This is a genomic window from Enterobacter sp. JH25 (assembly GCF_021725435.1).
Lineage (GTDB): Bacteria > Pseudomonadota > Gammaproteobacteria > Enterobacterales > Enterobacteriaceae > Enterobacter > Enterobacter intestinihominis.
This window is the reverse complement of the sequence record NZ_CP091320.1, coordinates 198,489-223,395: the sequence shown is the minus strand read 5'-3', so window position 1 is coordinate 223,395 and position 24,907 is coordinate 198,489. Positions and strand designations below refer to the sequence as shown.

General features: G+C 45.1%; 29 protein-coding genes and 1 pseudogene. 16 read left to right on the top strand and 14 right to left on the bottom strand.

The genetic code is table 11. The features are described 5' to 3' along the window. Positions 1-78 precede the first annotated feature (78 nt). On the top strand, positions 79-651 hold the full coding sequence (locus L2Y28_RS23750; protein WP_001515348.1) for a cytochrome b/b6 domain-containing protein: 573 nt from the start codon (positions 79-81) through the stop codon (positions 649-651). A gap of 199 nt (positions 652-850) precedes the next feature. Continuing rightward, a complete protein-coding gene (locus L2Y28_RS23745) occupies positions 851-1,774 on the top strand; it encodes a cation diffusion facilitator family transporter (protein ID WP_000167917.1) in 924 nt (307 codons plus the stop codon). A 121-nt stretch (positions 1,775-1,895) separates the two neighbouring features. On the opposite strand, the pseudogene L2Y28_RS23740 reads toward L2Y28_RS23745, so the two are convergent. Beyond that, positions 1,896-2,012: pseudogene (locus L2Y28_RS23740) on the bottom strand (hypothetical protein); the annotation flags it as partial. Between the two features lie 24 nt (positions 2,013-2,036). On the opposite strand from L2Y28_RS23740, the gene relB reads away from it, so the two are divergent. From relB to L2Y28_RS23725, 3 genes are all read left to right on the top strand, one after another. Further along, a complete protein-coding gene (relB, locus tag L2Y28_RS23735; protein WP_000534858.1) occupies positions 2,037-2,276 on the top strand; it encodes a type II toxin-antitoxin system antitoxin RelB in 240 nt (79 codons plus the stop codon). After that, complete coding sequence (gene relE, locus L2Y28_RS23730) at positions 2,276-2,563, top strand: type II toxin-antitoxin system mRNA interferase RelE (RefSeq protein WP_000323025.1); 288 nt, start codon at positions 2,276-2,278, stop codon at positions 2,561-2,563. Before relB ends, relE begins: the two co-directional genes overlap by 1 nt. 71 nt (positions 2,564-2,634) lie before the next feature. Continuing rightward, a complete protein-coding gene (locus L2Y28_RS23725) occupies positions 2,635-2,793 on the top strand; it encodes a type I toxin-antitoxin system Hok family toxin (protein WP_001447866.1) in 159 nt (52 codons plus the stop codon). Positions 2,794-3,401: 608 nt separating this feature from the next. Here the strand turns inward: L2Y28_RS23725 and L2Y28_RS23720 are convergent. From L2Y28_RS23720 to L2Y28_RS23700, 5 genes are all read right to left on the bottom strand, one after another. Beyond that, positions 3,402-3,722, bottom strand: coding sequence for a hypothetical protein (locus L2Y28_RS23720; protein WP_000332796.1), 321 nt, complete (start codon positions 3,720-3,722; stop codon positions 3,402-3,404). A gap of 281 nt (positions 3,723-4,003) precedes the next feature. Beyond that, entirely contained in the window at positions 4,004-4,207 is a 204-nt protein-coding gene (locus L2Y28_RS23715; RefSeq protein WP_001015183.1) for a hypothetical protein, read from the bottom strand. 46 nt (positions 4,208-4,253) lie between these two features. Beyond that, positions 4,254-4,604, bottom strand: a complete 351-nt coding sequence (locus L2Y28_RS23710; protein WP_000743059.1) for a hypothetical protein — start codon at positions 4,602-4,604, stop codon at positions 4,254-4,256. 59 nt (positions 4,605-4,663) lie between these two features. Next, positions 4,664-5,266, bottom strand: coding sequence for a hypothetical protein (locus L2Y28_RS23705; RefSeq protein ID WP_001371889.1), 603 nt, complete (start codon positions 5,264-5,266; stop codon positions 4,664-4,666). Between the two features lie 95 nt (positions 5,267-5,361). Then, complete coding sequence (locus L2Y28_RS23700; protein ID WP_236919602.1) at positions 5,362-6,306, bottom strand: DUF5417 domain-containing protein; 945 nt, start codon at positions 6,304-6,306, stop codon at positions 5,362-5,364. Between the two features lie 510 nt (positions 6,307-6,816). On the opposite strand from L2Y28_RS23700, the gene L2Y28_RS23695 reads away from it, so the two are divergent. The 11 genes from L2Y28_RS23695 (at position 6,817) to L2Y28_RS23645 (ending at position 13,860) form a co-directional block, all read left to right on the top strand. Next, positions 6,817-6,993 carry a hypothetical protein gene (locus L2Y28_RS23695; RefSeq protein WP_001371930.1) on the top strand — a complete coding sequence of 59 codons (177 nt, stop codon included), beginning with the start codon at positions 6,817-6,819 and terminating at the stop codon, positions 6,991-6,993. A 416-nt stretch (positions 6,994-7,409) separates the two neighbouring features. Next, complete coding sequence (locus L2Y28_RS23690; RefSeq protein WP_001272971.1) at positions 7,410-8,594, top strand: hypothetical protein; 1,185 nt, start codon at positions 7,410-7,412, stop codon at positions 8,592-8,594. Between the two features lie 65 nt (positions 8,595-8,659). After that, on the top strand, positions 8,660-8,941 hold the full coding sequence (locus L2Y28_RS23685; protein WP_000708863.1) for a hypothetical protein: 282 nt from the start codon (positions 8,660-8,662) through the stop codon (positions 8,939-8,941). Positions 8,942-9,255: 314 nt separating this feature from the next. Beyond that, positions 9,256-9,957: a hypothetical protein gene (locus L2Y28_RS23680; RefSeq protein WP_000237191.1), complete on the top strand. Its 702-nt coding sequence runs from the start codon at positions 9,256-9,258 to the stop codon at positions 9,955-9,957. A gap of 134 nt (positions 9,958-10,091) precedes the next feature. Beyond that, on the top strand, positions 10,092-10,388 hold the full coding sequence (locus L2Y28_RS23675) for a hypothetical protein (RefSeq protein WP_000856246.1): 297 nt from the start codon (positions 10,092-10,094) through the stop codon (positions 10,386-10,388). A gap of 44 nt (positions 10,389-10,432) precedes the next feature. Next, positions 10,433-10,870, top strand: a complete 438-nt coding sequence (locus L2Y28_RS23670; RefSeq protein WP_000286108.1) for a hypothetical protein — start codon at positions 10,433-10,435, stop codon at positions 10,868-10,870. 67 nt (positions 10,871-10,937) lie between these two features. Next, the gene (locus L2Y28_RS23665) at positions 10,938-11,474 is read left to right on the top strand and encodes a hypothetical protein (protein ID WP_000800251.1); all 537 of its coding nucleotides are present in this window, start codon (positions 10,938-10,940) and stop codon (positions 11,472-11,474) included. Between the two features lie 225 nt (positions 11,475-11,699). Beyond that, positions 11,700-12,068 (top strand): hypothetical protein, encoded by a 369-nt coding sequence (locus L2Y28_RS23660; RefSeq protein WP_000537761.1) that lies wholly within the window; start codon positions 11,700-11,702, stop codon positions 12,066-12,068. A 432-nt stretch (positions 12,069-12,500) separates the two neighbouring features. Then, entirely contained in the window at positions 12,501-12,800 is a 300-nt protein-coding gene (locus tag L2Y28_RS23655) for a hypothetical protein (RefSeq protein WP_000442693.1), read from the top strand. A 356-nt stretch (positions 12,801-13,156) separates the two neighbouring features. After that, entirely contained in the window at positions 13,157-13,441 is a 285-nt protein-coding gene (locus L2Y28_RS23650) for a hypothetical protein (RefSeq protein ID WP_001091367.1), read from the top strand. A 65-nt stretch (positions 13,442-13,506) separates the two neighbouring features. Beyond that, positions 13,507-13,860 carry a hypothetical protein gene (locus tag L2Y28_RS23645; protein ID WP_000210769.1) on the top strand — a complete coding sequence of 118 codons (354 nt, stop codon included), beginning with the start codon at positions 13,507-13,509 and terminating at the stop codon, positions 13,858-13,860. 286 nt (positions 13,861-14,146) lie between these two features. Here the strand turns inward: L2Y28_RS23645 and L2Y28_RS23640 are convergent, their stop codons facing one another. From L2Y28_RS23640 to mobI, 8 genes are read right to left on the bottom strand one after another with little or no spacing between them, the layout of a single operon-like run. Beyond that, positions 14,147-14,878 carry a nuclease-related domain-containing protein gene (locus L2Y28_RS23640; protein ID WP_000338612.1) on the bottom strand — a complete coding sequence of 244 codons (732 nt, stop codon included), beginning with the start codon at positions 14,876-14,878 and terminating at the stop codon, positions 14,147-14,149. Position 14,879: 1 nt separating this feature from the next. Then, complete coding sequence (locus L2Y28_RS23635; RefSeq protein WP_000952985.1) at positions 14,880-16,061, bottom strand: S49 family peptidase; 1,182 nt, start codon at positions 16,059-16,061, stop codon at positions 14,880-14,882. A gap of 10 nt (positions 16,062-16,071) precedes the next feature. Then, the gene (locus L2Y28_RS23630; protein ID WP_000718549.1) at positions 16,072-16,734 is read right to left on the bottom strand and encodes a DUF4400 domain-containing protein; all 663 of its coding nucleotides are present in this window, start codon (positions 16,732-16,734) and stop codon (positions 16,072-16,074) included. After that, positions 16,721-17,830, bottom strand: coding sequence for a hypothetical protein (locus L2Y28_RS23625; RefSeq protein WP_000343600.1), 1,110 nt, complete (start codon positions 17,828-17,830; stop codon positions 16,721-16,723). Before L2Y28_RS23625 ends, L2Y28_RS23630 begins: the two co-directional genes overlap by 14 nt. Next, positions 17,830-19,914, bottom strand: coding sequence for a conjugative transfer system coupling protein TraD (gene traD, locus L2Y28_RS23620; protein ID WP_001284073.1), 2,085 nt, complete (start codon positions 19,912-19,914; stop codon positions 17,830-17,832). Before traD ends, L2Y28_RS23625 begins: the two co-directional genes overlap by 1 nt. Continuing rightward, positions 19,914-23,060, bottom strand: a complete 3,147-nt coding sequence (gene mobH, locus L2Y28_RS23615) for a MobH family relaxase (protein ID WP_001011152.1) — start codon at positions 23,058-23,060, stop codon at positions 19,914-19,916. The genes traD and mobH overlap by 1 nt, the downstream gene beginning before the upstream one ends. A 9-nt stretch (positions 23,061-23,069) precedes the next feature. Beyond that, a complete protein-coding gene (locus L2Y28_RS23610; protein ID WP_000995978.1) occupies positions 23,070-23,807 on the bottom strand; it encodes a hypothetical protein in 738 nt (245 codons plus the stop codon). Beyond that, positions 23,804-24,289, bottom strand: coding sequence for a conjugative transfer protein MobI(A/C) (gene mobI / locus L2Y28_RS23605; RefSeq protein ID WP_000071885.1), 486 nt, complete (start codon positions 24,287-24,289; stop codon positions 23,804-23,806). Before mobI ends, L2Y28_RS23610 begins: the two co-directional genes overlap by 4 nt. Positions 24,290-24,907: the final 618 nt, after the last annotated feature.

Here is a 24,907-nt window from a genome sequence, read left to right as displayed (position 1 = left end):
CAATTTTAAGAATTAAGGTTATCCTAATAATTCTTTTGTATGATTAAGATCATCGATAAATTTACTAAGGACTCATTAATGAAATTGCGACTCTGGAATCTATTACCCCATGATTACGCTCCTTTTTTTCGTATTCTTCACATCATTGTGGCATTTCTAATATTATCACAAATTATTAACTCTAATCTGACAGAGACCGAAGCAATTGGTGAACATAGTCTTGAAGGAGTTATAACCTGGATGCACATTATTTCAGGGTTAGGACTGATTATTTGTGGTTTTATTATGTTAAGTTGGATGCTTACTCAAAGAGGTTTTACTTATTATTTTTCATGGGTAGGGCTTGACTTTAGTGGTATTAAGCAAGATATAAAAACGTTGACTAGTTTCCGACTGCCCGATGCACATTCGGGAGGTATTGCCAGTACAATCCAAGGATTTGGAGTTCTAGCATTGCTAATTGTAGCACTTTCAGGTGGCCTATGGTTCTTGTTGAATACCATGCAGTCAAATCTGGCTGAAACAGTAATCCACTGGCATAAGTTCTTTACTACTTTCATTGAGGTCTATTTTTATGCACATGGTGCAATGGGAGTTTTGCATATTTTAATTGAAAAATATAAAAGCCGCTCAGTTAACCTAAGTGACTAATCTGTTGTGAGATAATATTACTTCAAGTTGAAGAAAACCCTAAAAATAAAATTTAGTTTACTAGAAGATGAAACAGCACTTGCAGAGACTTTTTAATTAAATTTAATAAAAACGAAAAAATATTCATGGCGAAATGATTGTTTAATTATCTATCATGGATAGAAATGTGAGTTAGTCGTCCTATTTTAGGAAGTTAATAATGACTAAAACAAAAGGGTTACCTCGTCCGCTGACGCACTACGCTTGGCTTTCCATTGCCACGGCTATTGCCACTATCGGACTCAAAGGTGTGGCGTGGAAAATGACCGGTTCGGTCGGTCTGCTATCTGATGCCATCGAATCCGTAGTTAACCTCGCAGGAGCCCTAATGGCGCTCTGGATGCTGACCTTGGCTGCGCTTCCGGCCGATGAGAACCATGCATATGGGCACGGCAAAGCCGAATATTTCTCGAGTGCTTTCGAAGGATTTCTGATCCTATTGGCGGCAGCCAGTATCGCCTATACCGCAGTTGAGCGGATGTTAACTCCACAGCCGCTTGAGGAGATTGGTCTCGGATTACTGGTTTCAACAGTCGCATCAATCCTTAATTTTGTGACGGCTCGCATTTTGTTAAGGGCTGGCAGGCAGCACAACTCTATCACTCTTGAGGCAGATGCTCATCACCTGCTGACCGATGTCTGGACGTCGGTCGGTGTCATTTTTGGTGTCGGACTGGTTTATCTGACCGGCTGGTTTTGGGTCGATCCGATCGTTGCATTGCTGGTCGCAGCCAACATCGTTTGGACTGGTTATCAGCTTATGAGTCGTTCAGCTGCAGGTCTGATGGACGTATCGCTACCCACGGAAGAACTCAAAAAAATCGAGTCACTGCTGGCAGGATATCGTGAACAGGGGCTTGATTTCCATGCACTACGTACACGCCAGGCTGGCGGGCGGGCGTTTATGACAATGCACATCCTAGTTCCTGGGCGATGGACTGTTCAATATGGGCACGACTGGGCCGAGCGTATAGAGAATGATATCCGCACCGCACTGCCTTTTATCCATATCACCACTCATGTGGAACCGTTGGAAGATCCCGCGTCAATGAACGACCAAACGCTCGACATTTCTGATCACTAAACTAACCACATGTCGCTGGTCGGGCAGGGTAACAAACCTCGCTCTACAAAAATTTCAGGTATTCTCTATAATTCTGAGGGTACTTGATGTGACCTGCGCCCAATTGTTGGGCACGCAATATTTTTAAAAAGTCCGCTTCTGGCACAAAGCGGACAGTGATCACCGTTCTTACGACTACTTTCTGACTTACTTCGTGACTTGCCCTAAGCATGTTGTAGTGCGATACTTGTAATGACATTTGTAATTACAAGGGGTGTAAGACATGGGTAGCATTAACCTACGTATTGACGATGAACTTAAAGCGCGTTCTTACGCCGCGCTTGAAAAAATGGGCGTAACTCCTTCTGAAGCGCTTCGTCTCATGCTCGAGTATATCGCTGACAATGAACGCTTGCCGTTCAAACAGACACTCCTGAGTGATGAAGATGCTGAACTTGTGGAGATAGTGAAAGAACGACTTCGTAATCCTAAGCCAGTACGTGTGACGCTGGATGAACTCTGATGGCGTATTTTCTGGATTTTGACGAGCGGGCACTAAAGGAATGGCGAAAGCTGGGCTCGACGGTACGTGAACAGTTGAAAAAGAAGCTGGTTGAAGTACTTGAGTCACCCCGGATTGAAGCAAACAAGCTCCGTGGTATGCCTGATTGTTACAAGATTAAGCTCCGGTCTTCAGGCTATCGCCTTGTATACCAGGTTATAGACGAGAAAGTTGTCGTTTTCGTGATTTCTGTTGGGAAAAGAGAACGCTCGGAAGTATATAGCGAGGCGGTCAAACGCATTCTCTGAACCAAAGCATGACATCTCTGTTTCGCACCGATGGTGACACTTCTGCTTTGCGTTGACAGGAGAAGAAGGCCATGAAAATGCCGAACCAACCCATTGTTTTGTGCATATTAATAGTTTGTTTAACGCTGTTGATATTCACCTGGCTCACACGAAACTCGCTTTGCGAGTTGCGGATGAAAGACGGAACAAGGGAGGTATCTGCTATCCTGGCCTACGAATCCGGTAAGTAGCTGACAAAGAGGGGGGCAACCCCCTCTTTTCGGGGTGTGGATTAGTATGCCATCGGCACCTTTTGAAAGGGTTTCTCCAGTCGGGGAAACCCTTTTTTCCTCCCGTCTTGTGGCATATAGCCTTTTGTATAAATCAAGAACCAGACCCAAAGAGTCCCACTTCACGCAAACCGTTCAAAAGCCTTAGCGTAATCCAGTCGGGAAAAATTTCACCGGTGCTCGTCCGGGCACGTACCGGAAACAATGGACTTCTCACTGGTCGGTAGCTCATAGAACGTAGCCATTGCGGTCAGTCCTTATTCTGTACCCAGTAGAGTTTTATGGCCGTCTGGCAAATCGTTCAAACATTGTCATTTCTGTTCTCGCTGCATCCGGTCAAATGATACGGTGAATTCAGCTCATGGGCATTCGCATCGCAGTCTACGAAGGCACCAGAAGTTTGAGGATGTTACGCAAAGAACAGTTATCAGGTTTGCTGGTGGGCGTAATGCCTACCTCTACTTTACTTCATAGGGATTCTTCTGCGGGGAAGCAAGAATTGACTCAACGTTGTCCGGTCGTACCAGATTTGTCGCGGAAAGCGCCTTTTTGTGAGGGGGGCCGCAGCGCTAAACCTTTTCCTGGAACGACATGAAGGACAGCAGAGCGTCCGCCCTGGAGGACAGCTCAATACAGTCTCCACGCTGCGGTTCTATCTCTTCGTCAATGGTTTCATTGTACCAAATACGCAGCCGCCATCCCTTCGCAGGGAAAGCGCTCTGCATCGCCAGGACCATCCCCTCCGGCGACAGCAGTTCTCGACAGAGGTAGCAGGCCCCGATCCGGGTTGAATCCCGCAGCCACATTACGGGATACTCTTTAACCAGTTGGTCATACACGCATTCTGCCATATGAAAGTAATTTTCGTCAGCCCTGCAAAAATCACACATTCGATTTCCTTAAATGGTGTTCATCGAGATAATTCAGAAAGTTGATTCGCCAAACTACGGGGCATTTCTTTAATGGCGGAGCTTTACATCACTATTTCTGTCATTTTCAAATCCGCCGGATACAGCAATAATTGCACCGAACAGCGGTTTGAACTGCAATGCATCCGTAGGGTATGCGACAATAATAAGGCTCTTCCCGTACTCTTAAAAATGGAAGAGTTTAAAACCCATACTGCTGGGATGAGCGAAGCACGGTACATTATGCCAGCGTATAAGGGCCGTCATAACTTGTTTTTTTCTAGAACACGGCGAAGTTTTCTTACCTGGGAAGCTGTGGAAAGCGTACCGGTTCGGGGATGGCATGCGCTTGCCTTTTCACCTGGTTTGAGTACATAGGCTAATGCCAGCTCGTTCAGAGCCGCCTCAGCTTTCAACAGGGCCTCAATGGCCGTGTTCAGGTATACAGTTCGGCTCTCATGGTTCATCAGGATTTTCCTCACAAGGGTAAAAATGACAGGCGATACCTGCCGTTTACCCTTTGTCTCCGTTAAGAATGGCATCACGGCAGGCTTCCCAGATTACCTGGGCATTAGCATCACACTCCACGAACCCGCCGCACTGATCGTATATCACCTGGTATACCTCAGGGGGAATCTTCCCAGGCGCAACCGGAGTTGAGCGTTTGCCTTTATGAATCTCATCTGCGGTATCACAGACAGCGTCGAGATGCCGCGACATCCACTCAGATAATTTCAGACCCTCTCGATTTGCCTGTTTTACATAGCGAACCTTTCTGGAAACCGTAGATCGCATCTGAATCTGTGTCACAGCTGGCACATCTTCTTTCATGGCATTCTGTAATGCAGCTTTGGGCTTTTTCATGTTCATGGTTGCTTTAAATTATTCTGGAGTTCGTCTGATATAAATGCTGACGTGATCTGTCAGCGTCGCTTAAATAGTTTATCGCCTTCCGCCAGTTCGCCGTTGAGCTGTTCAATCACGCTCCAGATGAGCCGATCATCCGGCGTTGAGCCTGCACACTCTTTCACGACCGCCACGGGTCTAAATTCTTCAGGGTCTGCCTGCCCGGAGGTGAAGAGCCTGCTCTCAATCCAGTGGGCCCCCTCTGTGCAGCAGTGGCAACTGGTTTCAGGTGGTTCATCCAGACCGTCCACTCCACAGGCTGAGCAGGTGAACAGTTTGCGAGACCCACCAGCCAGTGGCGTATCGCAAGCTGCTGGAAGTGCGCCAGCATTGCGCCAGTACAGCACATGATTTGAATCGTAGCAGTGTCCATGAAGCAGAAGCGAAACGCCGCAACTGCGAGTTTCAATGGCTTTGCCTGTGCCAAGGTATTGCCCGATCTCGTCCCATACGTCCACTAAGGTGTCAGGCAGCGGACGCGTAACAGGGAACTTAGCGCAGTCGTCCGGGGTGCCTTTAATGCAGCAGAGGGCCGAATACGCAAGCTCCTGCATTTCGTAGGAGTACTGACCACATACCACGCGTTCCAGTTTGTCGATTAGTTGTTCTTTATTCATCATACTCAGCCTTATTAAACAAATTCATTACGCCACTGGCACCATCTGGCCGGAGCAGACTGCGGCCCGGTAGTAGAGCCGCAGGGGGTGTCGCTGGACTAACAGGTGCTCAGTGAGTCCCGCACTTCCTCATGACTGGTCATTTTCAGAAGAAGCTTTCCAGGGCAGCGTGGTTCCGCCTGTGAACGGGTGACGTCTTCGTTGATTGCCTGGATATGAGCAGATTCAACGGTCCGACGCTGTACGACATGGTTGCTCAGGTTGAATTCGCACTGGAGCCTTCTGGCATCAGAACCCGCGTTCATTGCAATACGTTCATCAAAGCGGCGGTTCATTCGCAGAGCCTCTTCGTGAGCTGCATCAACAAGGGTGCGTCTGGTGACATAGTCGTTACCAGCAAAAAACGATAGCTGAGCGTGTTCCGAAGAGTAGTCGGAGCTTCCCTTACAACGGGCAATCGCGGCTTCAGAGTGCAGGATTAATGAACTCAACCGTGAACAGACGTCATTGATGGTGCCGGTTTTCAGACAGTCGTGGATAAGTGTCCAGGCGGAAATGCTCAGCGGGCGGCTGGTGATCACATAGGGATTGTAATGATCAACCGTTACGATAGTACGCAGTGAATGAAGCGATTCGGACTGCGTACGTAAGTCACGGCGAACAGTACATGCCACCGAGGCAACATCTTTACATTCTTTGTCGGACATCGAGTCCAGTACGCGGATCTCCACCTCTGCCGCCTTTGAGGCGATATGCGCACTAATCTCACCCTTAAGACGTTTGTAGTCAGCCTTGAAGCTTCCCACGCTGTCAATATCGATCCAGTAACCACAGCTGTAACCAGCATTACCAAACTCGTCATCTTTCTCATAGTTCGGACAGCCGTCATTGCTCCAGCCAGCTTTTTCCAGCAGCTCGTCAATAGCGACCAGCTCAGCCATTGGTGCATGTTCGATAATGAAATAATGGACACGGCCCCAGGCATATGCGCGTGAACGGCCATCAACAGAAGTATCAGAAGTCGTCTGACGGGAAAGTTTCATGAGGTACTCCAGTTCTGCCCGGTACCGCCGGGGCGGTGGTGCGAAAGCCGCACCATGAATGACACTATGATCCTCCTAACTTCTATTGTCAATACAATTGAAGTGGCGTTGTATTTATTCATTATTTGGACCCGGCTCGTACGGAACGACCGTCGGGACTTGCCAATTATTCTGCGGTGAGCAGGGGGAAGGGAACATCCCACCGCTTGTTTCAAGATGTACAGCCAAGGAGGGCGCAGAATGCCTGACAGAATCATCGTGCAGCGGTAGCGAAAGACCTGACAAACGGGAAAAGTATCCTTTTATTCCAAAGCCAACCTCAGCTTTTAATGTCGCCAGTACGTTTCTTAAACATGCCAAATCGGTCTCTTATACGGCCGGATGGGCCCGATGAAAACGATAAAATGAGAAACAGAACCCGACACATCGCTGCTCTCTGGGAAAGCCGGTCAGCAGATGGAGCGCCAGGAACTAAATCCGCTGGTTTTAATAATGATTGAGGAGAACAAGATGAAAGATAACAAGACACGTCCTGTAGACTCGTATGCTCATGCTGATTTCATGGAGTCCGTCTTCAGCAACCTCAGGGCTTTCTGTGATGCGGAATGCCAGCGGCTAACTGCCGGTTATCCCCCAACTGTCAAACCAGAACAGCAAAGCACTGACGGCCAGCTGTCGGCGGCATAAATCATTACCTGCCAGTTCGTTCAAATTTCCGCTTCCTTAAGCCCGGGCCAAAAGCCCGGCTCAATCCAAAAACTGAACGTACCGGTTTACCTCTATATCTCCTCAATCCCCTGCGACTTACAAGAGACCCGCACCGGTTTAGCCATTCCTGTCCTGCCACTCTCTCATCACTGGCCCAGACAACCGGAAAAGTAACTTTTCTCTCCGACTCACCTTCTGAACCAGCTATTTTGCTTAAACGTAAAAACGGCCCACTGTTGTGAAGATTTAAAACGGACGGATCGAGTAGTATTGTCTCAGGAATTTTTTTTAAGAAAAGTTACTTTTTCTTCTGTGCAACCTATTAGAAAAAATGTCGAACCTGGTATTGTTGTGTTGTAGCGCAGTTAAACAACCAACCAAAAGAGAGAACAAAAATGTCCGCAATCGAAACTGAAGTAAAAAACAACAGCAACGAAATCAGCCTTCGTGGTTACCTGGAACGCACTGGTAACGGTGCCCGTAAAGGTAACGGCCTTATCATTGACCCTTCGGTTGTTGTAGAGCAGGAAGGCTTTAACACCCGCACGGCCGGTATGGGCGAGCTCTACTATTCAATGCCTCACGTTGTGGAACACCTGAACAGCCTGGCCGATGCCTACATGGAAGACCCGTTCAGCGTGACGCCTATCGTTGTTCAGATGGTTAATGGCGTACCTGTACTGCGTCAGGGGGCTTGCCGTATCCGTTCCATCGCTATTGCAAACCGCCAGCTGGAAGCAGAAGGGCGTGAACGCATTACTCGTATTCGCTGCGAAGAGTTTCGCGGTAGCGCTTCAAAAGCAGAACTCTTCACCCTGACCGGCAACTCCAACCTGGCGCTGTCTGTCGTAGCTGAAGCGCTTTCAATTAAGCGTCTTGTTGAAGATAAAGAAGAGCCTAAGACCTTTGCGGAACTGGCAAAAAAACGTGGTAAATCAGAGCAGCATCTTCGCCAGATGGTTCGCGTACTGGACCTGCCTTCTGAACTACAGACCATGCTTGTGAGCGATCAGGTGAGCATGTACGTTGCGCTGGACGAGTATATGTACAGCGGTGAGGATGCGGTAGATAACATCAACAAGGCGATCTCCATCTATGGTAAAGCGACGAAAAACACGCTGAAATTCGTCAAAGCTGCCAAGGTAGAAGAGCGCATGGCAGATCCGCAGACTCCGGAAAACTCCGGTGATGAGCAACCGGCAGGTAATGCTACCGTTAACACCCCGGTACCGGATCAACTGAATGATGAAAGCAATACAGAGACGCTGGTTACGCCACCGGTACAGGAACCAGCTCCGGCTCCAAAGGACAGCGCTCCTAAACAGAACCCGGCAGGTAAAGCACCATCCATGTCCAGCGTTCTGAACAAAAAGACCGTGACCGTCATTGCCGACACCGCGATCCCGATTTTTGAACGTATTGCTGAAGAAGCCAAGCTTAAAGAAGGTGAATCTGTCAGCACTGATACTTACACGCTTGTTCTGACCAATGATGAAATGAACGATATCATCAATGCTCATGCTGACCTGAAAGAGTACCTGCGTAAGCATGCTGAGAAGATGAATAAGGGACAGGCATGATTTTCTGACCGACCCCTCCATCCGGACGGGTCGGTAACTTTTTCAGGACAAGGGGAAACAGGGCAATGAAGAAGGCTTTTATCAACGTAGACAAGACTAACCCACTGCCAGTCCTGACGGATTCGGTGACCCGGGTAAGTATTCAGTGCACGGCAAAAGATGAAAACGGGGCAGGGATCGAAGTGAACATCCTCGACCTGATTCAGGATCATGATACGGATGAAGTGAAAGTGCAGTTTGGGAGCTCGCCTGTTCAGGCTCTGGCGATGCTCCGCCGGGTTATGACAGCACTGGAAAAGCAGGCAAATGCAGAACTGCAACAGAATTCCTGCTCGCGTATGCAGTAAACGGTAAAAGCAGAATGTTCCCTACTGGATAAACCCGGTGGACCTCACGGAGAGCAAGTCACCGAATGGTTCACTGTTAAGTGATATACATCCGGATTTATAAGGTTTTGCAGCATCCGAATAGGCAATAAATAGAATTATTTTGATTTATCTCAGCAAGGAAATGGAAAGCTACCAGATTTTAGGATAGCGAAATGCCTGTATCGCTACTCTGCTGAATTAGAAATGATTTTAAACGCAATGCATAATGATAGAATAGCAATGCCTTTAATTATTTGTCACGTCTGAATTATATGTAGACTTACGGAGAGGATATGGTAATTACTTATTCATTATCGGAAACGTTTAATATGTTTTTACGCGAGATTATTGCATCTGGACTTGCAGTTTTTTGCGCATGGTGCGTTTTGTGTCTTTTCTCTGATCAGGAACGAGGTAAAGAGGTTCCTGTTTCTATGAAAAAAATAACTTCAAAGTCAGCTTTCTCCTACTTTATCAGTTCTCAAATTGCCGCTTTTATTATCTCCTTGTTGGGTTCAATCTTAAGCACGAAATGGGACAACATCGTCTGGAATGATGAAATAAGACAGTTTTATCTGCATGTAGGATTTGGGCTGGTAGCTTGTGTATTCTGTCTGCTTGTAATCTTGCATGAGAAATTTATCAAAAGAAATTTAAATGTTTATTCTGGTTATTGTGGTTCACTGGCAGTTAGTCTCACAGGAATCTTTGTACTTTGTGCGTTATATCTGACATTTTCATTACCATTTCATTATGAAGAACGTCTACTTAATGATGCATCCTTGGTGGCTTCGGATGGCGTTGAAAATTCAGTCGTTTTTGCAGACGGTCGTTACTGGGTTTTTGAACTGGGCTTACCATATTTCAAACAGTCATTGCTCAAAGAGGTAAGAAGGGGCAGGTACCAGCTAATCTGCACTACAGAAAAAAAACCAACATGCTGGTCTGGCAAAAAACTTCCCGAAAAACCAACCTCTTTGAAAGCTAGTTCATAAAGATTTAAACTGCTCGCTTAAATCCACACTGGTCCAATTTTGAAAATTTATTGTGTTTTTAAAAGAAATTACAGTGTGGGTTATTAGCCAGTAGGTCGGAGTTTTATATAATACCCAAAAACACAGGAGGTATTATGAAAACCAATCTGGCCTATGCATCTAATTGCTCCGATTCTGTCTACTCCTATATTTATCAGGCACTGCAACAACGCTCTGGTGCCGAGAATGAAAGCCTTTATCAGCAGGCCATTTCCAGCTGCTGCACAGATAAACAAAAAAAGAAACTGGCCGGGTATTATGCCGGTCCATGGCAGCTGCTATTCAACGCGTGGTGTAACAATCGCGTCCCTAACACAGCGGTGCTGGCCCTTTTACTCCAGCAGTGCTTATCTCATTTCCAGTGCGAAGAAGTGATCGCAGCCTGGCAGTAACCCTATCAAGCCCCTTCGTATAGCGGAGGGGCAGGAGATATCTCATGTACAGAAACGACAGAAACGTGGATTCCTTCAACCTGGTTAATGCTCTTCAGCCGGTCTTTCGTAACACCGGCTGTGGGATGTTTGAATATGATCGTAAAAAGCAGAATGAAACCGCTGATTCAATCTTACGAGCGTTGGCGTTAAATGCCGATTTCGCGAGGGCCTTAAAACAGTACGTCCGGATTAATTCTGTACGACGGGTTGTTCAGTTCGATGACGGCTCGGTTCGCTATGGTATTCATGCCGAATTTGAAGGGCATAATAAAATTAATTCCTTCCGTATTTTTAAAGATGAAGATACAGACGCATTTGACTCCTATTTTTATTCGGTTTGCGATAATAAAGCTGAGCTGGTGGATTTTAAAATGGACTCTCTCGATATTCAATTGCAGGCAGTTTTTGAAAAGGTGACAGGTATTTTTCTGTCACATTAAATATTCAAATTTTCAATCCTCGGGCTGATAGACAAAAAACGCACTTTAGAATATAGATGAGATGAATATGAAAAACGTAAATATTTTGGATACCGATATTGCGGCCATTAATGCTCTTTCTGGCGTAGAACTGACTGACTTTCTCACTGCCGGGTATCAGGTAAACTGGTTAGGAGAAAGGGAGGTTTCGCTGGTGGGCTTTCCGTGTTTAGCAAGCAACAAGCAGCCGGTAGAAGTTGGTCCCGGCATTTTCATTAATCGCGTGTACAGCAGAGACAGCCAGTCTCTGAGCGGGAAATTGCGCTATGACCTGTCTAATGGTCTGGCAACGAGTGCATTTTCATTTTTCTCCCAGTCAGGCTGGTATGGGGGATTCCGTGTCGTATCTTTCCGTGACAACGGGCCAGCTGCGTTAATCAACATTGGTATTGTCCATGAGAATGTTTTGAATGCATTTTGTGCTGACTTCCCCCGGGCCAATGTGAGCGTAACCCGTTTTCATTGTGGCATGACGCTTGAGCAGATCCGAATGTTCATTTCAGACACTGCTTACGATATGCCGCTTTATAACAACGAGTCTGACTTTCGCAGGCTCGCCAGTTAGCATGGAGGCTGACTTCAGTGCTTACGCCTAAAAGCCGGTGAGCGAGGTGGCGGAACCGGTTGGCTTCGCCCAGTCTTACTTACTTCTCTCAAGGTACTGCGCTGCAAGCGTACGTAAAAAAAGTAAGTAGCTAAATGGCGTGAGCGATTAGTTCTATACGGGAAGAAGTCATAGTATTCTGAAATGATAGTTATCTCATACGAACGATAGTAATGGAGTTTCTTAATGGGCGTTGATATCTGCTGGCGATTTCAAAGGGAAGAAAAGCCTGGTAAATGGATTAATTTATCAAGCAATTATAAAGGGGACCGATCATATCTCCACTTTGCCTGGCTCGGATTTGATGTAGATCGTGAAAGGGCGAGCACATCAGCAGTTTTTATCCACGCATTACGCGGATTACCTGATGATATACCGTCCGAAGATGATGATTTATTCGGTGAACATTCATACTCATGGCTGACTTCGGAAGAAATTTTGTCAGCCATACCACCCGATAACGCCGGAGAGGTGATCCAGGAATTTGTCGAAGAAGTAAAGCGTCTCCACGTGGAGAACGGCAGCGTCCGTTTCGTCTTTGGATTTGAAGGGTAACCCGTAAGAAAGTAGCTATCTTACCCGGCTAGGTCTCCAATCTCTCAGATGCTCAAAGAGGGCCGGGCATGGTGCCCACACATCCCCTACCATTCCGATTTGATATTCGTCTAATACACCCTTTAAAGAAAACAAGCAGACGGCAATGAGACGTCGGATTAGCGTCAGCAAATATGAGACGTCAGTAGTCGATGTTTGTCCTGCGGAACGTGAATCTGTTTACAAGGGGTAAAGCCGTACCATCCATGAGGGCTCAGAGAGCCGGGGTCTCCTCCAGATCACTGGAAGTTATTGACTCTGGCAGGCCTATCCCTATGACTTTTTCCCGGATGGCAAATTAAGAGCGAACAGGGCCAAATTAGTACTCTTTTCTAAACGGAAATACTGAATCACCCTGATATAACTGGTCTCTCACAAGACAGGAGATCATCAATGGAACGTGTAATATTTTCAGTAATCTTTTTTATGATGCTGGGCGTACCTTTTTACCTTCTTTATAAAATTGCCCGGGACATTTTTGGTACCGCCGGTGCTGGTGAGCCTGCACAATTGCCTCAGGGCAAGCAAAGACGCTCAGGAGGCGCTGGTTCGGGTTCGATCTGGCAAGGACACCATCTACAGGGGAGCAGCCATTTGAACCCCCTCGGAGGTGATTGTAATGGTGAAAATAGCATAGCTGGTGGTTGTGATGGTGGCGGTGGAGGAGGTGACGGAGGTGGTGGTGGTGACTGATAGCCTGCAACTTTAACTATCAGGATGAAACCCATGTCCAGCAACCGGAAAAAGAATTCATTTCAACCGAAAAGCCCTGCCTTAAAGTGAAGCGTATTAAACGTGAAGGATGCTGAATTAGAGGGTATCGGTTTTATACTGAAGCGTAACTGGAAGAAGGATCTGAAATTAACTATTACGGAAAAGTAACTTTCTGACTCACCACGTACGCCCCTCGGTTATGCCATACAGTTTGATACGAAAACAGATCAGTAAGTAGATTGCTATACGCCGGAGAGAAGTCTATTTTTCATGCACCGAACCTGTTTGGCCTGCAATGGAAGCAGGTATAATAATCACATACAAAGGAGGGCATTATGAATACATTTTTATACGTGCTTTTGGCCTGGATTGTTGTGCTTTTTATCGCCAACAAACTGCTCGCAAGACGTAAGCCCAATACGGTTAAAATCCTGGTACAGCGCAACGGGAAAGCCGCAGAGGTTGATGCTGTAGTGGTTCAGGGTTCAAAGAGAGCTAACAACAGTTCTGTTGCGGACAGCGACGCGGTAGATAGTTATTTTGAAATGAATCCTTACTCCCGCGAAAACCAGGCGAATGGTTGGGCTATGCTGGCCAGAGACGATGACCAGCTTAAATAATCAGTTGAGTGTGATGTGTAAAGCAGCTTAAAACTCTAAATGGACGAACAGGGGAGGTGACAAAGATGACAACCAATACAACAACGACCACCTACCGCTCAGAAGAAATCGTGCCGTTCAGACGGCCCAAAGGGGATCTGGATAGTCGGTATATGCCTCAGGTGTATGCAATGGTGCGGAACTGGGCAAGTAACCCTGCTCAATATGGTGAGGGTGTACTGGCCTCCTACCGCCAACCGGCAGTAAACCTTGCCTACCAGGTAAAAGGAACTCGTGTTGTTTTAATTCTGGTACCAGTAGAGTGCGAGCCACCTGGAGTGATAATGACGGAAACAGTCCTGTGGCCGTCACTATCACTTGTAGAAGTCTTGCAGACCTTGCAGGAGGCCTGGCAAAATATTCCGGCGTTAAACCCCTGACGACTTCTGTCAATATCACCGGCTAGTGATTTACCTCTCTGCTGGTGGTCAGCCCGCCTAAGTTCAAATTATCTCTTTCTAAATTAGCCCGGATAAAAATCGGTCCCTCTAAAATAGCCTGCCCTGAGTAGGCTACGTCATACAAAGCGTTGGCCAGTCACCAGCTGGCTGGTGGCCATAATGCTCCACAGGATAAACCGTATCAGAACTACGCAAAGAAAAAGCCCCAACAATTTACCGATGGGGCCTTTTGCAGACATTTTACAGCCTTACCAATGATAGAGCGCTAAGGCTTCTGCTTAGTGAACAGACTTGCCCACAGATAATGGATAAAGTTGAGCAGAATGTATGTTACTCGTTGCTCGAATTTCATCGGGGCTTTGTACTTTGTCGTTATGTTATGAATATGAGTAAGGTCCGTATAGAGCCCTGGCGACTTCCTTGTTGACTTCAACACCGAACAGATGTGCTGAACAGACTCCGGTGTGAACAACCGTAGCCCTCGTCGTTGTTTGACTTTATGGATAAAATCGTCCATCCCCATACATAACCATTCCGGCTTGATGCCATCAAACTTACAACGTCCGTTTATGATGACGACATTGATACATTCCAGTTCTCTAGCCTTAAGAGCAGACTGAATAGCCCTGATGTGCCCCTGGTTTTGCTTAAACGGGTTCTGCAACTTGAGGGTTCGGGACTGAGTCCATTTCCGCCAGTGGCTTTCCTCCAGAGTACCGTAGAGCTTGCCTACGTAGTTTTTCTGCTCTATGACGTATATACCATGTGGGGCTACGAGAATGTGATCAACCTGCGTAGTGCTATGAGCCGACAACTGAAAGGTGAGATCACTAAGTAGCCCCTGAGCTTCTTCAGGAAGCCCAGATTCAATTGCCTTTGCAGTCCGCCGTTCCGCTATGGCAGAGGTCATAAATCCCAACAGACACAGCAACACGACGAAAATAAGGATAATGAAAGCTACCCCCGTAATGCTCCACAGCAGATTGAAAGCATCCATGTTACCTCACAGAGGGGTAGCTGGTGGCATTAACAGATTCTACTAAGCGGGTAGTGGTACCGGTAAGGCTCTCAATATTTGAAGACAGGCTCATCAGCATGCCGAGTGCAGAACGGAGATTACGATGAGGCTCATTGTAGTTTTTGAACGTGTCAGTGGAGTACATTTTTGAAAGACGTGTACGGATCTCTACTGACGTAAGATCTCCATCCACCAGGCCGTACTTAACTGCCTGAGGTGTTGGCCATACACGGCCTGAATAGAGAGAAACAGCATCGGCATCATGACGCGAGAGAAGCTTTTTACCCCGTCCAAGTTCAACATCAGTTATAAATTTTTCATGCATCGTGTTCAGGATCTCCTTCTGCATGAACTCCCTCGTTGAATCGGACAATGGGTGGAAGGGGTCAAGAGCATCTTTGAACTCACCGGCCGTAAGGGGCTCATTCTTGACGCCTACTGTGCTCATGATCTCTGACAGATTCCAGTGGTCCATACGCACACCGATAGAACCGATCAGGGCATTACTGTCGGCATAAATTGCATCAGCGGGCGATACCGCGTAATAGCATGCGGATGCGCATATGCCTTTCACACTAACGATGATTGGTTTATATGAGTCTGCGATATCAGAGAAAAAACGACCGGTACCGCTGGAGAGTACTTCGAGGGAGTTTTGCTTCGACCGTGCTTCATCGCCACGTTCTGTGCTCCCGGTTTTGTTACTCTTGTCAGCGGCTACAGATGAAAGAGAGCCACCGGCATCTGATACGCGTTCAATCTGTGGCTGGTGGTTTTTAAGCGCGTTTATCTGGCGGTAAATAATGATGGCGTCAGAGGGACCACCACCACCTGACTCTGCCTCGATAATAACTGCTTTGGCATGGGGATTATTGTAAGCTTTGGCAAGAGCTGTTGCGATCACTGTTCCATCGCCCGTTTCCGAGCCGGTACCCATCTCGCCAGAAATCCGTATTACAGCTATATGGTCTTTCTTCCCTTCAGCGTCCTGCCATTGTTCGTAAAGATTGTAGAAAGAAAACCCTACAGCGGTCATGGCAATTAGCGACATAGCAACTTTTGCCGTGGTATGAATGCGAAACATCTTATAAAAACGGTCAGCGTTATCATTGAGCGATTCTTTGATATTTGTAGGGGACTTCCTTTTTTTACTGCTTAACATCTGACCACCTTTACATGAGTTTTTGAAAGTTAGACCACAAGCGATTCAATGCAATTCCCAGTATCAATAAAGCGACTGGTGGGAAAAGTTGAGCGATATTGTTAAATAGTGACATATTTGGCATGACCAGGTAGACCATCGTTAAAGCACTGATCACCCAAAATGCTCGAAACCAAATACGATAAAACTGAACTGTAACCTTACCAAATACGTACCTCTTCAATTTCCACTGGTACATTCCATCTGCTAGCATGGCAAATAGATAGGGCAGAAAAACGATTAGCCACCCCAGGATTAAGTTCCACCGGAAAATGGACTGATAAAGTAAGAGGGGTATGTTTTTGGCCATAGTGTAATTAATAGAGGTAAATTTTTCAGCAACAATGTTAATACCTCTGGCTGGTTTTTTGGTGTCAGGGATCAGAATAGTATTCAGATAGTCAATTAACTTATAGTCATGTACCAACCAATTTAAAGTCGCTTCACTATTTGCAATGACAGACTTCCAACGGTCATTTGATATGATGGACCGGCTTGCATTAACCTCCTGAGTAATCTGATATTTGAGCTCCTCAGTATTCTGGAAAGCCAAGCTGTAACCAAAATAAATGACCATGCCAAAAAAAAGCATTGTTCTGAGCACTGCTGCCCTGCTTGTATTATCCGCAGCCATTGCTTTCCCTCCATTCACGAAAAAGAGCTAGCCTCTGATCGTGATTGCAATAGTTGTTACGCCACATCGTCGGGATACCCAGGAGCCAGTGGTACTGTTTAGGTATGATTTGGTCGATGAGGCTTAACTCCGCCAGTTCTTTATGCTCTGCGCTTTTCCACTCGATCTGTCCCACATCAGGAACAAATACAGCGGTCCTTGCTTTTGCGGCCTGGCGGGAAAATTCTATAAAGTTGATGCCCCACGGCGTCCAGTATCTGTACTGCTCGTTTAGGCCGATGTTAAACACCGGCAGAGAAAGAGTTGAGTCGGCAAAAGCCGAAATCACATTTTTGCAGACTCTTGGACTATCTATTTTTTCCTGTTCGGTTTTGAGATGAGTCAGCAGTGCACGGTCAATAATGCTGTTAAAGGTGTTTGTATAAAGGCCATTAGGGTCAGGAAGCTGATCTATGGCAGTAATGATTTTAAATTTTAACCGAGAAAGAAAGGGAGAGTCCTCAATAGTAACTATATGACTATGTGTTGTTTCTGGATGAATCTGGGGTTTGATGCGCTGTACTTGTTTAAAAGAGACACTACCTGGCAAATTAATGAATGCGCCCACCGTGCGTGTTAAATCGACGAAATAAGGCAAAAGATAACAACCAAGCATACGGGCATTCTTTTTTACAAGATCACACCGTACGTCATTGTTATCGAAAGAAATACGGAAACTAACGAATTTACGTTCAGGACCTTCGCTGGTGGTCAGTGATTGAATCCATTCATGGCATGATCCTTGTGGTACCGACCAGTAGCTGGTTTCACGGTCCCCAAAGGGATCAGTCGTGATCAACTCTCCCTTTAAAAGGAAAAGCTCAGACAGGGTATTTGCCATGGAGAATAGGGAATCGATATCGTTGCTCTGACAAAATTTTCCCAAATGATGAAACGCGTTTTTTTCTATCATAGTTAGCCGATCTCGAACTTCCTGAGAATCTGCGTACTTTAAACCCAAAGACTGAAAGCGCCTTTTTACGAGCGAGCGACATTTGCTGACTTTTAGTGCAGAGCTTAAAATTTGCTGGCGCGTCAGGACAATTTTTTCATCCATCAATGCAACTTCCTTAGAAATTTATTAAGATTTTTGATATCGAGATTTTGACGCAAAGTAACTTTTCCGGCCTTCTTGAAAAGCATTTCCGACAGAGTTGTGTTTGGCTTCATTTGTTTCTCAGCAACAGCAATAGGGATTTGGCCTACAACCTTCCTGCCATCTTGAAGCCTGGCAACTATGTGAAACATAGGGACCTGACCCAAGAGATCCTTTGGAATACTCTCTTCTAAAGTTGTCTGCTTTCTTTCTGAGATTGAACCTGAGAAGTTATTATGCGGCAAAGATGTTTCTGAACCGGTCGTATAAGTGACCATATTTGTGCTTATCGCACTCTTACCAAAGTTCTCTACAACAAGCGTCTGAGTAGGAGTATCGTTGACTCGCAAGCTTATATAATTGTTGCAGAGCCCCGTAATTCGATTGGCAGTTTCAACACTTGCCGCAGCAATAAAGTCGGAGATGGTTTGGGTGCAAATAAACAGTGCAATTTTCGCTGCACGACCCTGCGCCAGAAGGTTAATCATAGGGTTGTTAATGGCTGAGTGTGCCTCATCAACAAAAATACTTATCCTGGAATTAGCTGACATATCACCATCTTGAGCGTTGTAGCGACTACCGGCACAGGAGGTCAGATCTGACATTATTAATTGAGAAATAGCAGCTGCTGTATCGGGGTTTGAAAGGCCATCAAGCGAAATGTATAGCACCCCGCCAGTGCTGAACATCCCTTCGCTTGTTACAATTTCTCTTGATGATACTGAGTTCGGGTTAGGAGATAAAAGCTCATTTAAAGGTTTTTCAATGAGCATATCGAAAACAGGCATAATACCTGCGGTCATTTTAGCCATATGCTCTGGGTCGGACATTGAGTAATCAATAAGCTGGGAAACAGTATCTAACCAGTCTATTTGTTCGGACCCCTCGTAATTCATGAAATGAGCCGTAAACCATTCAGCGAGACGCTTGAAACGTACCGGCAAGGTATCGTTAGCGACGTACTTAACTTTTTCGGTCCAGACATCGTAACCATAATATCTCGCGTAACATGACTCCATTACCTTGACTGTAAGATTCACAATAGACATGTGGCTTTTCATGTTCTTGTGAATCAGATAAATAGAAGGCTTTTTCTCTATGTAAGAAAGCCCGGAAATCACATTGGAAACGAGAGCCTTGGCATACTGAACGAATGGGTTAACCTCACCGGGAACTGTCACCAAGCTCAAAAGACGAGATGTTAGGTCAGAAACATTAGTATAGGTGTTGCAGACATCAATACAGACCGAAGATGCTGGCTGGCCAGGATGAAATTTATAGAAAGGAAGACCGAGGGTCTTAGCCTCTTCCATTAGAGATTCTCGCCACTCTGCATCGTTCTTTGGATCTATGACAACAACAACATGACCAAGATGAAGCATGCTAATGCTTAGTAAACGCTGTAGCACCGTTTTCCCGGTACCCACGTTTCCGGTTATCAGAGTATGACCAAACCAATTGTCTTCAGTTACAAATATGGGTTCCCTACGTTCCACAGCAAAAATTGCATTGCTGCCGCCCATCTTACGAGCCATTGCGTCAAAATGTCTCTTAATTGGGTTGAAGACGAATGGCAACTCGATCTCACGTTTATCACTGGAGAGGTTAGCTATTTGATATGCCCGATCCGCATGTTCCGGACCCCACTCAAACCCATCACAAAAATAGGACTTTCGCTCGGGTATATCCTTATTTTTATTTTGATAATCCTGAACCAGTTGACGATACTTTCGCTCATTGGAGAAAAAGTTACTTTTGTTAATTACACGCAGTGAATCAAGACTAACGAACATGAAATGTCGCTTGAATACACGCCAATGAGCCATCAAAAATGGCGCTGCTGTTTTGCAACGATAAAGGCACAGCAAAAAAAGCAATATTGAGGTGAACAGAACTATTGGGGCGATGTCCAGTCCGTCTGAAGAAAGTCCCATATAAAGCATAGAAACCGAACAAATCAAAAGTATTGAGGCACTACGATACTCAAGAATAGGCCGATAAAAATTCTCTTGTGCATGGAGGTTAGTCCTCTTCGAATCTGACATTATAGGTTCCCAGCCTCTTTCAGGTTATTGATAATTCGTTCAATGTCCACTTTCGCCCGGTCTGATGCGGCCAGCAAAGTAGGCATGTTAAATGCATGGCATTTTGTATTGATCACAGCACCAGAATTAACGAGGTACTGAGGAAGCTTATTGAAAAGATCTTGAGCCTCTAACTGCGACCCAAATTTTTCCACGCAAGATTGGGTCAGATAGAGAGTATTAGGAGTACTTACCATAAATCTGTTTTTGCGCTTTCTTTTAAACGCCACCTCCATTTTGGACAGAATTTGATGCAGTACTAACGCAATTTCTACAAATTCAAGCTCTGTAACGTCACCTTCGCTTATAAGCGAGAATTCACCATTTTGGTCTGATTCAGTAGATGCAAAGACTTTACTGTTCAGATTGTGACCAGAAACAGGTGATGCTGGTTTTTGTACTTCTGCTTTGTCCGATGATTTATTCCGGTTGCGCTTGGGATTTTGTTTTTCTACCGGTGCTGTTGGGGCGAACAGTCTGGCCAGTGCTGGCGAAAGATGATGCCCCTTAGCGTCTGTGGGCGCATGCTCTCCATTTGATTCTTCAAGTACAGGAGGTAAGGCGGGCTCTTCACTTGCCATCACACTGGTTGCGGCTGCTTCGGTCTGGGAATACACAACTTCAGCTGGTGGTGGGCAGTTACCCTCAGTATCTGGTTCTGAGTTTTCTTGTCCTACAGAAACATCCATAGAGCGTTCATTCGTACCCTGGGGATCAGCGTTCTGTTCTCGGTTAAGTTCTGGTAATTCTGACGGCTCGGAGAGAAGCTTTTCATTATGGACCGAAGAGCTTGTTGCACAACTACCGACTTCTGGCCGAGAAACACTAAGCTGTGAGAAATCGGTATAATCAATGATCTCATGCTCTTCATCTTCTTTCTCAAAAAGATGTTGATAATGTTCATATTCCACAGCCTCAGTTTTCAGCGGACCAGTCGCGGATGCACTATCGGTTCCATGATATTCCACGTCGCCAGAATGTTCTTCGACTGCATTTACACGTGGGGGAGGCAGCTCAAGCGTTTGCTTTGGACGTGGGGCAGAGTTTTCAACAGAAGACTCATCATTAATCACTAATGCCTGATACATAGAAGTATTGAAAAGTGACTTTAAAGTTGTTGGCCTTCTTGGCTCATGATAGGTGAGCTGGAACCCGGCGCAGTTATCGCCGAGCTGGACTAAACGCAGATCGTCAATGTCCCTTACTATCCACATTCCATCGAGAGAGCCTTCTCTGAATGTCAGTTGGAAATAGGGCTCTTCACTGAATGCTTTTTCATCTAATCCCGGCAGCAATGCCATAGTGGTATCTATGTTGAGGTAGGGGACAGCATCAACACACACTATATAGTCATTGGAAAGTGGAGCGCTTAAAAGGAGTTCATGAAGTTGGTTGACCAGGACATGGGATTCCGTGTCCTTTGCCGATTCATCTTCACTTTCTTCTATATCAGGAATGACAGGATCAGCTGCTTCCTCACCCTCAGATTTAACTATCTGCGTGTCATTATCAATTTCATTATCACTTTCGGCTTTCTTCTCAAAATCGTCGGATGAGCCTTCATTTTTCTTAGAATGTATATCAACATCAATAGAGGCAGAGGAGCGGCCTAAATCATTAACCTTAAGAACAGCCGTCTCAACAGTATCAGTAATTTTAGTTATAACGTCCCGACCGGGCACTGGTCTTCTGTATTCAGTAACTGTTTTTTGCTCGTCAATGTAAATAAAGTCTTTATTGGCATTAACGCTAAAAAGACCCGGCACTGAGTCAGGGATTTTATAAGAATCAAAGATTAAACCAATCCACCTTAGCTTAAGAAGGTTATAGAATTCTAGTTTCCCTATCCCATTTCTAAAGATGTTTGATATTTCGTTTTCCGAATAGATACCCGGAATGAAGTAGTGAACGACACGCTCATCATCATAGGGCTCGACGTAACCACGTTGAACTAGGGATTCTACCAATACGGTCTTACCAGCCTCTCCCTGAGGGAAGTTATATTTATGTAATTCGAAATCATTGAGAACAAAATCAAGGAATGCGTTCTCGTTAAGGTATACCTCACCATTTACGATAATGATGTGCATAGGCTTAGCATTGTAATTGTTGATATTGATACTGGTAAAGTTGTGCTTGATGGTACTAATGGCCCTTGCTGCTGCATCATTAGAACGCAGACCCATGATAGGGTCACGTAAAACATTAAGGTCTGTACCAGTAGAATAGAAATCAGCGGTCCTCACGCATTTAGACAAAAAGTCATTCCCATCAGTATAAACGTTTAGGGCGGTGATCATTTTTGAATAAACACGTTCTTTATTTACCCGATCCAAAAATGCAAGACATACCGGGTTTAGGATTCGCTCAAGGAAAACGCTGGACCAGATATTATGTTGATTATGAATACGCTTTCGCCAGTGGATTTCGTATTCAACCACGTCATTTTCACGTGCCCAGTCAAGAAGACTTTGTGAGCTTGGCGTCCAAATGATCGGACTAGCTAAATTCAGGCTTACAATGTCGAGATCGTAAACCTTTCCGGCATCATGGACTAAACCACAGATAAACGCAGCATAGAGATATACTTTTCTACGGACTACTTCTTCATCTTGATATCCGATTGGTCTCAGTTCTGAGTGATGCGCATTTTTTAAAGAGAGTATGGCCACTTCCAGGCTGTGAGAAAGTAACCCACCAATACCATTATGATGATGATTTTCGGAAGCTGGCAAAAGATGTATCCAGCGAACATATTCAACCAAGGGCTTTAAAACTAAATTAGTAAATGTATATGCATCGTCCCTGATGTCGCTATCGCTGATAGCTAACATCATTGAAATTGAGTGCAGCTTTTCCCGATACAGAGACAGGATTGACTGTTCATTAAATGTCTGTATGCCCGTCGGACGAGTTGGATACTCGATGAATTTCAGGACTTCTGGATTTGGATGATCAGGAACAGTGTACTTCTGATCTCCTAGAATCTGCGCAAAAGGAGAGAGGCTTGATATATCCTCAATCATTACAGAGGTTGCATCATTCTCCTGAGATGAGAATATCCCCAAAATCCGTTTAATACATAAATACAGCGCCCTGAAATTCATCATCATACCTTATCGACGTTTGCCTGACAGTTCGGCTGCAATGTATGCCTGCACACTTTTATATTGCATTACTTTGGTGATGAACTCTGCTGGACTGTATGGCCCATCCTTACGGCGAGAAACATTCAGAGTCTTTTTCACATTCTCAACATATAAATTAATACTCTTTATAATGTTGTGAGACATAACCGGATAGTCGCTTACAGCCAGTAAACCCAATGAGTTGTACTCATACATTGTGTTCATGAGCTGGTTCATCTCGAAGATGTACTTGTAAAACCTCATGGTGTTGTGGTTATTGAAGTTGAGTTGTACTGGTTCAAAACTGAAAGGTACAAACTGAGTTGATGACATGAATGAGTCATTCTTGTCGAACTCAATTGACTTAATATAAGCAACAAGATTTTCTTTCATCTTATTGTTTTCTTCATGCAGCTCGTTGAACCAATCCTGAATAGCCTGAACAAGGTCAGGATGTTTAACTGCATCAACCGTTTTAAAGAGAGAGGAAATAGCGATACTCACATCATCAAAACCTCTGATGACTGCTCCATTTCTGGCAGTTAAAAACCGGTTAAAGTCTGGGGTGCCGGGGTTAATAATAACTTTGGCCATACCCTGGTGCTCTGGTCTACGTTGAGTAGAAGTTTGAGCGTTTACGCCTTGCTTTTTATTTGAACCTTTTACCATTACATCTTTTGGTTCAATGTTAATACGCTCATTGTCCGTGATAATTGCGTCGTTCATTGTGCCACCTTAGTTTTTGAGTATTGACGGATTTTTCGTCCAAGTTCGATATATGCTGAATGATAGAGCTCAAGCATTTCTCTGTAAGGCTCCAGCAATGCTTCCGTTTCAGAAATCATTTCGTATTCCCAGCTGGCATGGTTTACAAAACAGTTCTTAGAATATTTTCCACTTTTCATTGGTTGCACCCGTTTTGACATGTGGCTAGGCGCTCTTGTTTTATAAGGGCTGAACTGATGCCAAGTGATCGTTACTTTTCTGGCATTACCAATTAGCTCAACTTTTGGTGCGTAAGAACCCAGGTACTCCCTCTTTGGAACTTTGCTATGTCGGGTAAGGTTAATCTCTTGGTGGTTTCGTTCCTTCCACTTGATCCAGTATTTTGTAATGAGATCTTCAGCCTCAACACGCAAACCTTCAATCTGAGCACGTAAATTTTTACGTGTTAGCTCTATAGAACTTATAAGATTTGAATTACTCATGACGCCTCCTGATGTGAAATTACTATACCGGAGGAAATTTCCGTTTTTTTTCACGAACAGAAGATTTTTGAATGCTCTTTGATGAGGGAATTGAACAGATGTAATGCACTCGCTGTTTCCCCCATTCGGGAGGGGCCTTCAGAAACAGTAACAGCGAGTTTAGCCTCACTTCCATCGCTACCCCCTAAAGTTACTTTTGACAGAATGACCATTGTGGATTATTGCTTTTGATAATGTGCATTGCTCTATTAAAGTTATACATATATCTAGTGCCACTTTTCCAAAAAAAATGACCCTATGGAACTTTGTCCATAGTGACACTTTTATAAAAAGTGACCCTATGACGACATTACATAGGGTCACTTTTCAAACATAAGTGACCCTATGTGAGGCATTCATAGGGTCACTTTTCTTTGTTTAGTGATCCTATGTAAGCATGAGGTTGATGAAAAGTAAAAATGTCAGTTTATGACGGTCAGTGAAAGACGTCGTTATTCTAATCCAACGTTGGGAGGGGCTGGATTTAGGTTTTTTTTTAATCGCTTCACATTTCGTTAGCATGCGCAGGAATTTTTGATAAAATTCTGGTTAGTTTGGTTAAAAAGTGTTACAAGTAAG

What these genes read in the sequence shown, in the direction of transcription:
- L2Y28_RS23750 (WP_001515348.1), top strand. Translation starts at nt 79, where the DNA reads ATGAAATTGCGACTCTGGAATCTATTACCCCATGATTACGCTCCTTTT.
- L2Y28_RS23745 (WP_000167917.1), top strand. Translation starts at nt 851, where the DNA reads ATGACTAAAACAAAAGGGTTACCTCGTCCGCTGACGCACTACGCTTGG.
- relB (WP_000534858.1), top strand. Translation starts at nt 2,037, where the DNA reads ATGGGTAGCATTAACCTACGTATTGACGATGAACTTAAAGCGCGTTCT.
- relE (WP_000323025.1), top strand. Translation starts at nt 2,276, where the DNA reads ATGGCGTATTTTCTGGATTTTGACGAGCGGGCACTAAAGGAATGGCGA.
- L2Y28_RS23725 (WP_001447866.1), top strand. Translation starts at nt 2,635, where the DNA reads ATGAAAATGCCGAACCAACCCATTGTTTTGTGCATATTAATAGTTTGT.
- L2Y28_RS23720 (WP_000332796.1), bottom strand. Translation starts at nt 3,722, where the DNA reads ATGTGTGATTTTTGCAGGGCTGACGAAAATTACTTTCATATGGCAGAA.
- L2Y28_RS23715 (WP_001015183.1), bottom strand. Translation starts at nt 4,207, where the DNA reads ATGAACCATGAGAGCCGAACTGTATACCTGAACACGGCCATTGAGGCC.
- L2Y28_RS23710 (WP_000743059.1), bottom strand. Translation starts at nt 4,604, where the DNA reads ATGAAAAAGCCCAAAGCTGCATTACAGAATGCCATGAAAGAAGATGTG.
- L2Y28_RS23705 (WP_001371889.1), bottom strand. Translation starts at nt 5,266, where the DNA reads ATGATGAATAAAGAACAACTAATCGACAAACTGGAACGCGTGGTATGT.
- L2Y28_RS23700 (WP_236919602.1), bottom strand. Translation starts at nt 6,306, where the DNA reads ATGAAACTTTCCCGTCAGACGACTTCTGATACTTCTGTTGATGGCCGT.
- L2Y28_RS23695 (WP_001371930.1), top strand. Translation starts at nt 6,817, where the DNA reads ATGAAAGATAACAAGACACGTCCTGTAGACTCGTATGCTCATGCTGAT.
- L2Y28_RS23690 (WP_001272971.1), top strand. Translation starts at nt 7,410, where the DNA reads ATGTCCGCAATCGAAACTGAAGTAAAAAACAACAGCAACGAAATCAGC.
- L2Y28_RS23685 (WP_000708863.1), top strand. Translation starts at nt 8,660, where the DNA reads ATGAAGAAGGCTTTTATCAACGTAGACAAGACTAACCCACTGCCAGTC.
- L2Y28_RS23680 (WP_000237191.1), top strand. Translation starts at nt 9,256, where the DNA reads ATGGTAATTACTTATTCATTATCGGAAACGTTTAATATGTTTTTACGC.
- L2Y28_RS23675 (WP_000856246.1), top strand. Translation starts at nt 10,092, where the DNA reads ATGAAAACCAATCTGGCCTATGCATCTAATTGCTCCGATTCTGTCTAC.
- L2Y28_RS23670 (WP_000286108.1), top strand. Translation starts at nt 10,433, where the DNA reads ATGTACAGAAACGACAGAAACGTGGATTCCTTCAACCTGGTTAATGCT.
- L2Y28_RS23665 (WP_000800251.1), top strand. Translation starts at nt 10,938, where the DNA reads ATGAAAAACGTAAATATTTTGGATACCGATATTGCGGCCATTAATGCT.
- L2Y28_RS23660 (WP_000537761.1), top strand. Translation starts at nt 11,700, where the DNA reads ATGGGCGTTGATATCTGCTGGCGATTTCAAAGGGAAGAAAAGCCTGGT.
- L2Y28_RS23655 (WP_000442693.1), top strand. Translation starts at nt 12,501, where the DNA reads ATGGAACGTGTAATATTTTCAGTAATCTTTTTTATGATGCTGGGCGTA.
- L2Y28_RS23650 (WP_001091367.1), top strand. Translation starts at nt 13,157, where the DNA reads ATGAATACATTTTTATACGTGCTTTTGGCCTGGATTGTTGTGCTTTTT.
- L2Y28_RS23645 (WP_000210769.1), top strand. Translation starts at nt 13,507, where the DNA reads ATGACAACCAATACAACAACGACCACCTACCGCTCAGAAGAAATCGTG.
- L2Y28_RS23640 (WP_000338612.1), bottom strand. Translation starts at nt 14,878, where the DNA reads ATGGATGCTTTCAATCTGCTGTGGAGCATTACGGGGGTAGCTTTCATT.
- L2Y28_RS23635 (WP_000952985.1), bottom strand. Translation starts at nt 16,061, where the DNA reads ATGTTAAGCAGTAAAAAAAGGAAGTCCCCTACAAATATCAAAGAATCG.
- L2Y28_RS23630 (WP_000718549.1), bottom strand. Translation starts at nt 16,734, where the DNA reads ATGGCTGCGGATAATACAAGCAGGGCAGCAGTGCTCAGAACAATGCTT.
- L2Y28_RS23625 (WP_000343600.1), bottom strand. Translation starts at nt 17,830, where the DNA reads ATGGATGAAAAAATTGTCCTGACGCGCCAGCAAATTTTAAGCTCTGCA.
- traD (WP_001284073.1), bottom strand. Translation starts at nt 19,914, where the DNA reads ATGTCAGATTCGAAGAGGACTAACCTCCATGCACAAGAGAATTTTTAT.
- mobH (WP_001011152.1), bottom strand. Translation starts at nt 23,060, where the DNA reads ATGAATTTCAGGGCGCTGTATTTATGTATTAAACGGATTTTGGGGATA.
- L2Y28_RS23610 (WP_000995978.1), bottom strand. Translation starts at nt 23,807, where the DNA reads ATGAACGACGCAATTATCACGGACAATGAGCGTATTAACATTGAACCA.
- mobI (WP_000071885.1), bottom strand. Translation starts at nt 24,289, where the DNA reads ATGAGTAATTCAAATCTTATAAGTTCTATAGAGCTAACACGTAAAAAT.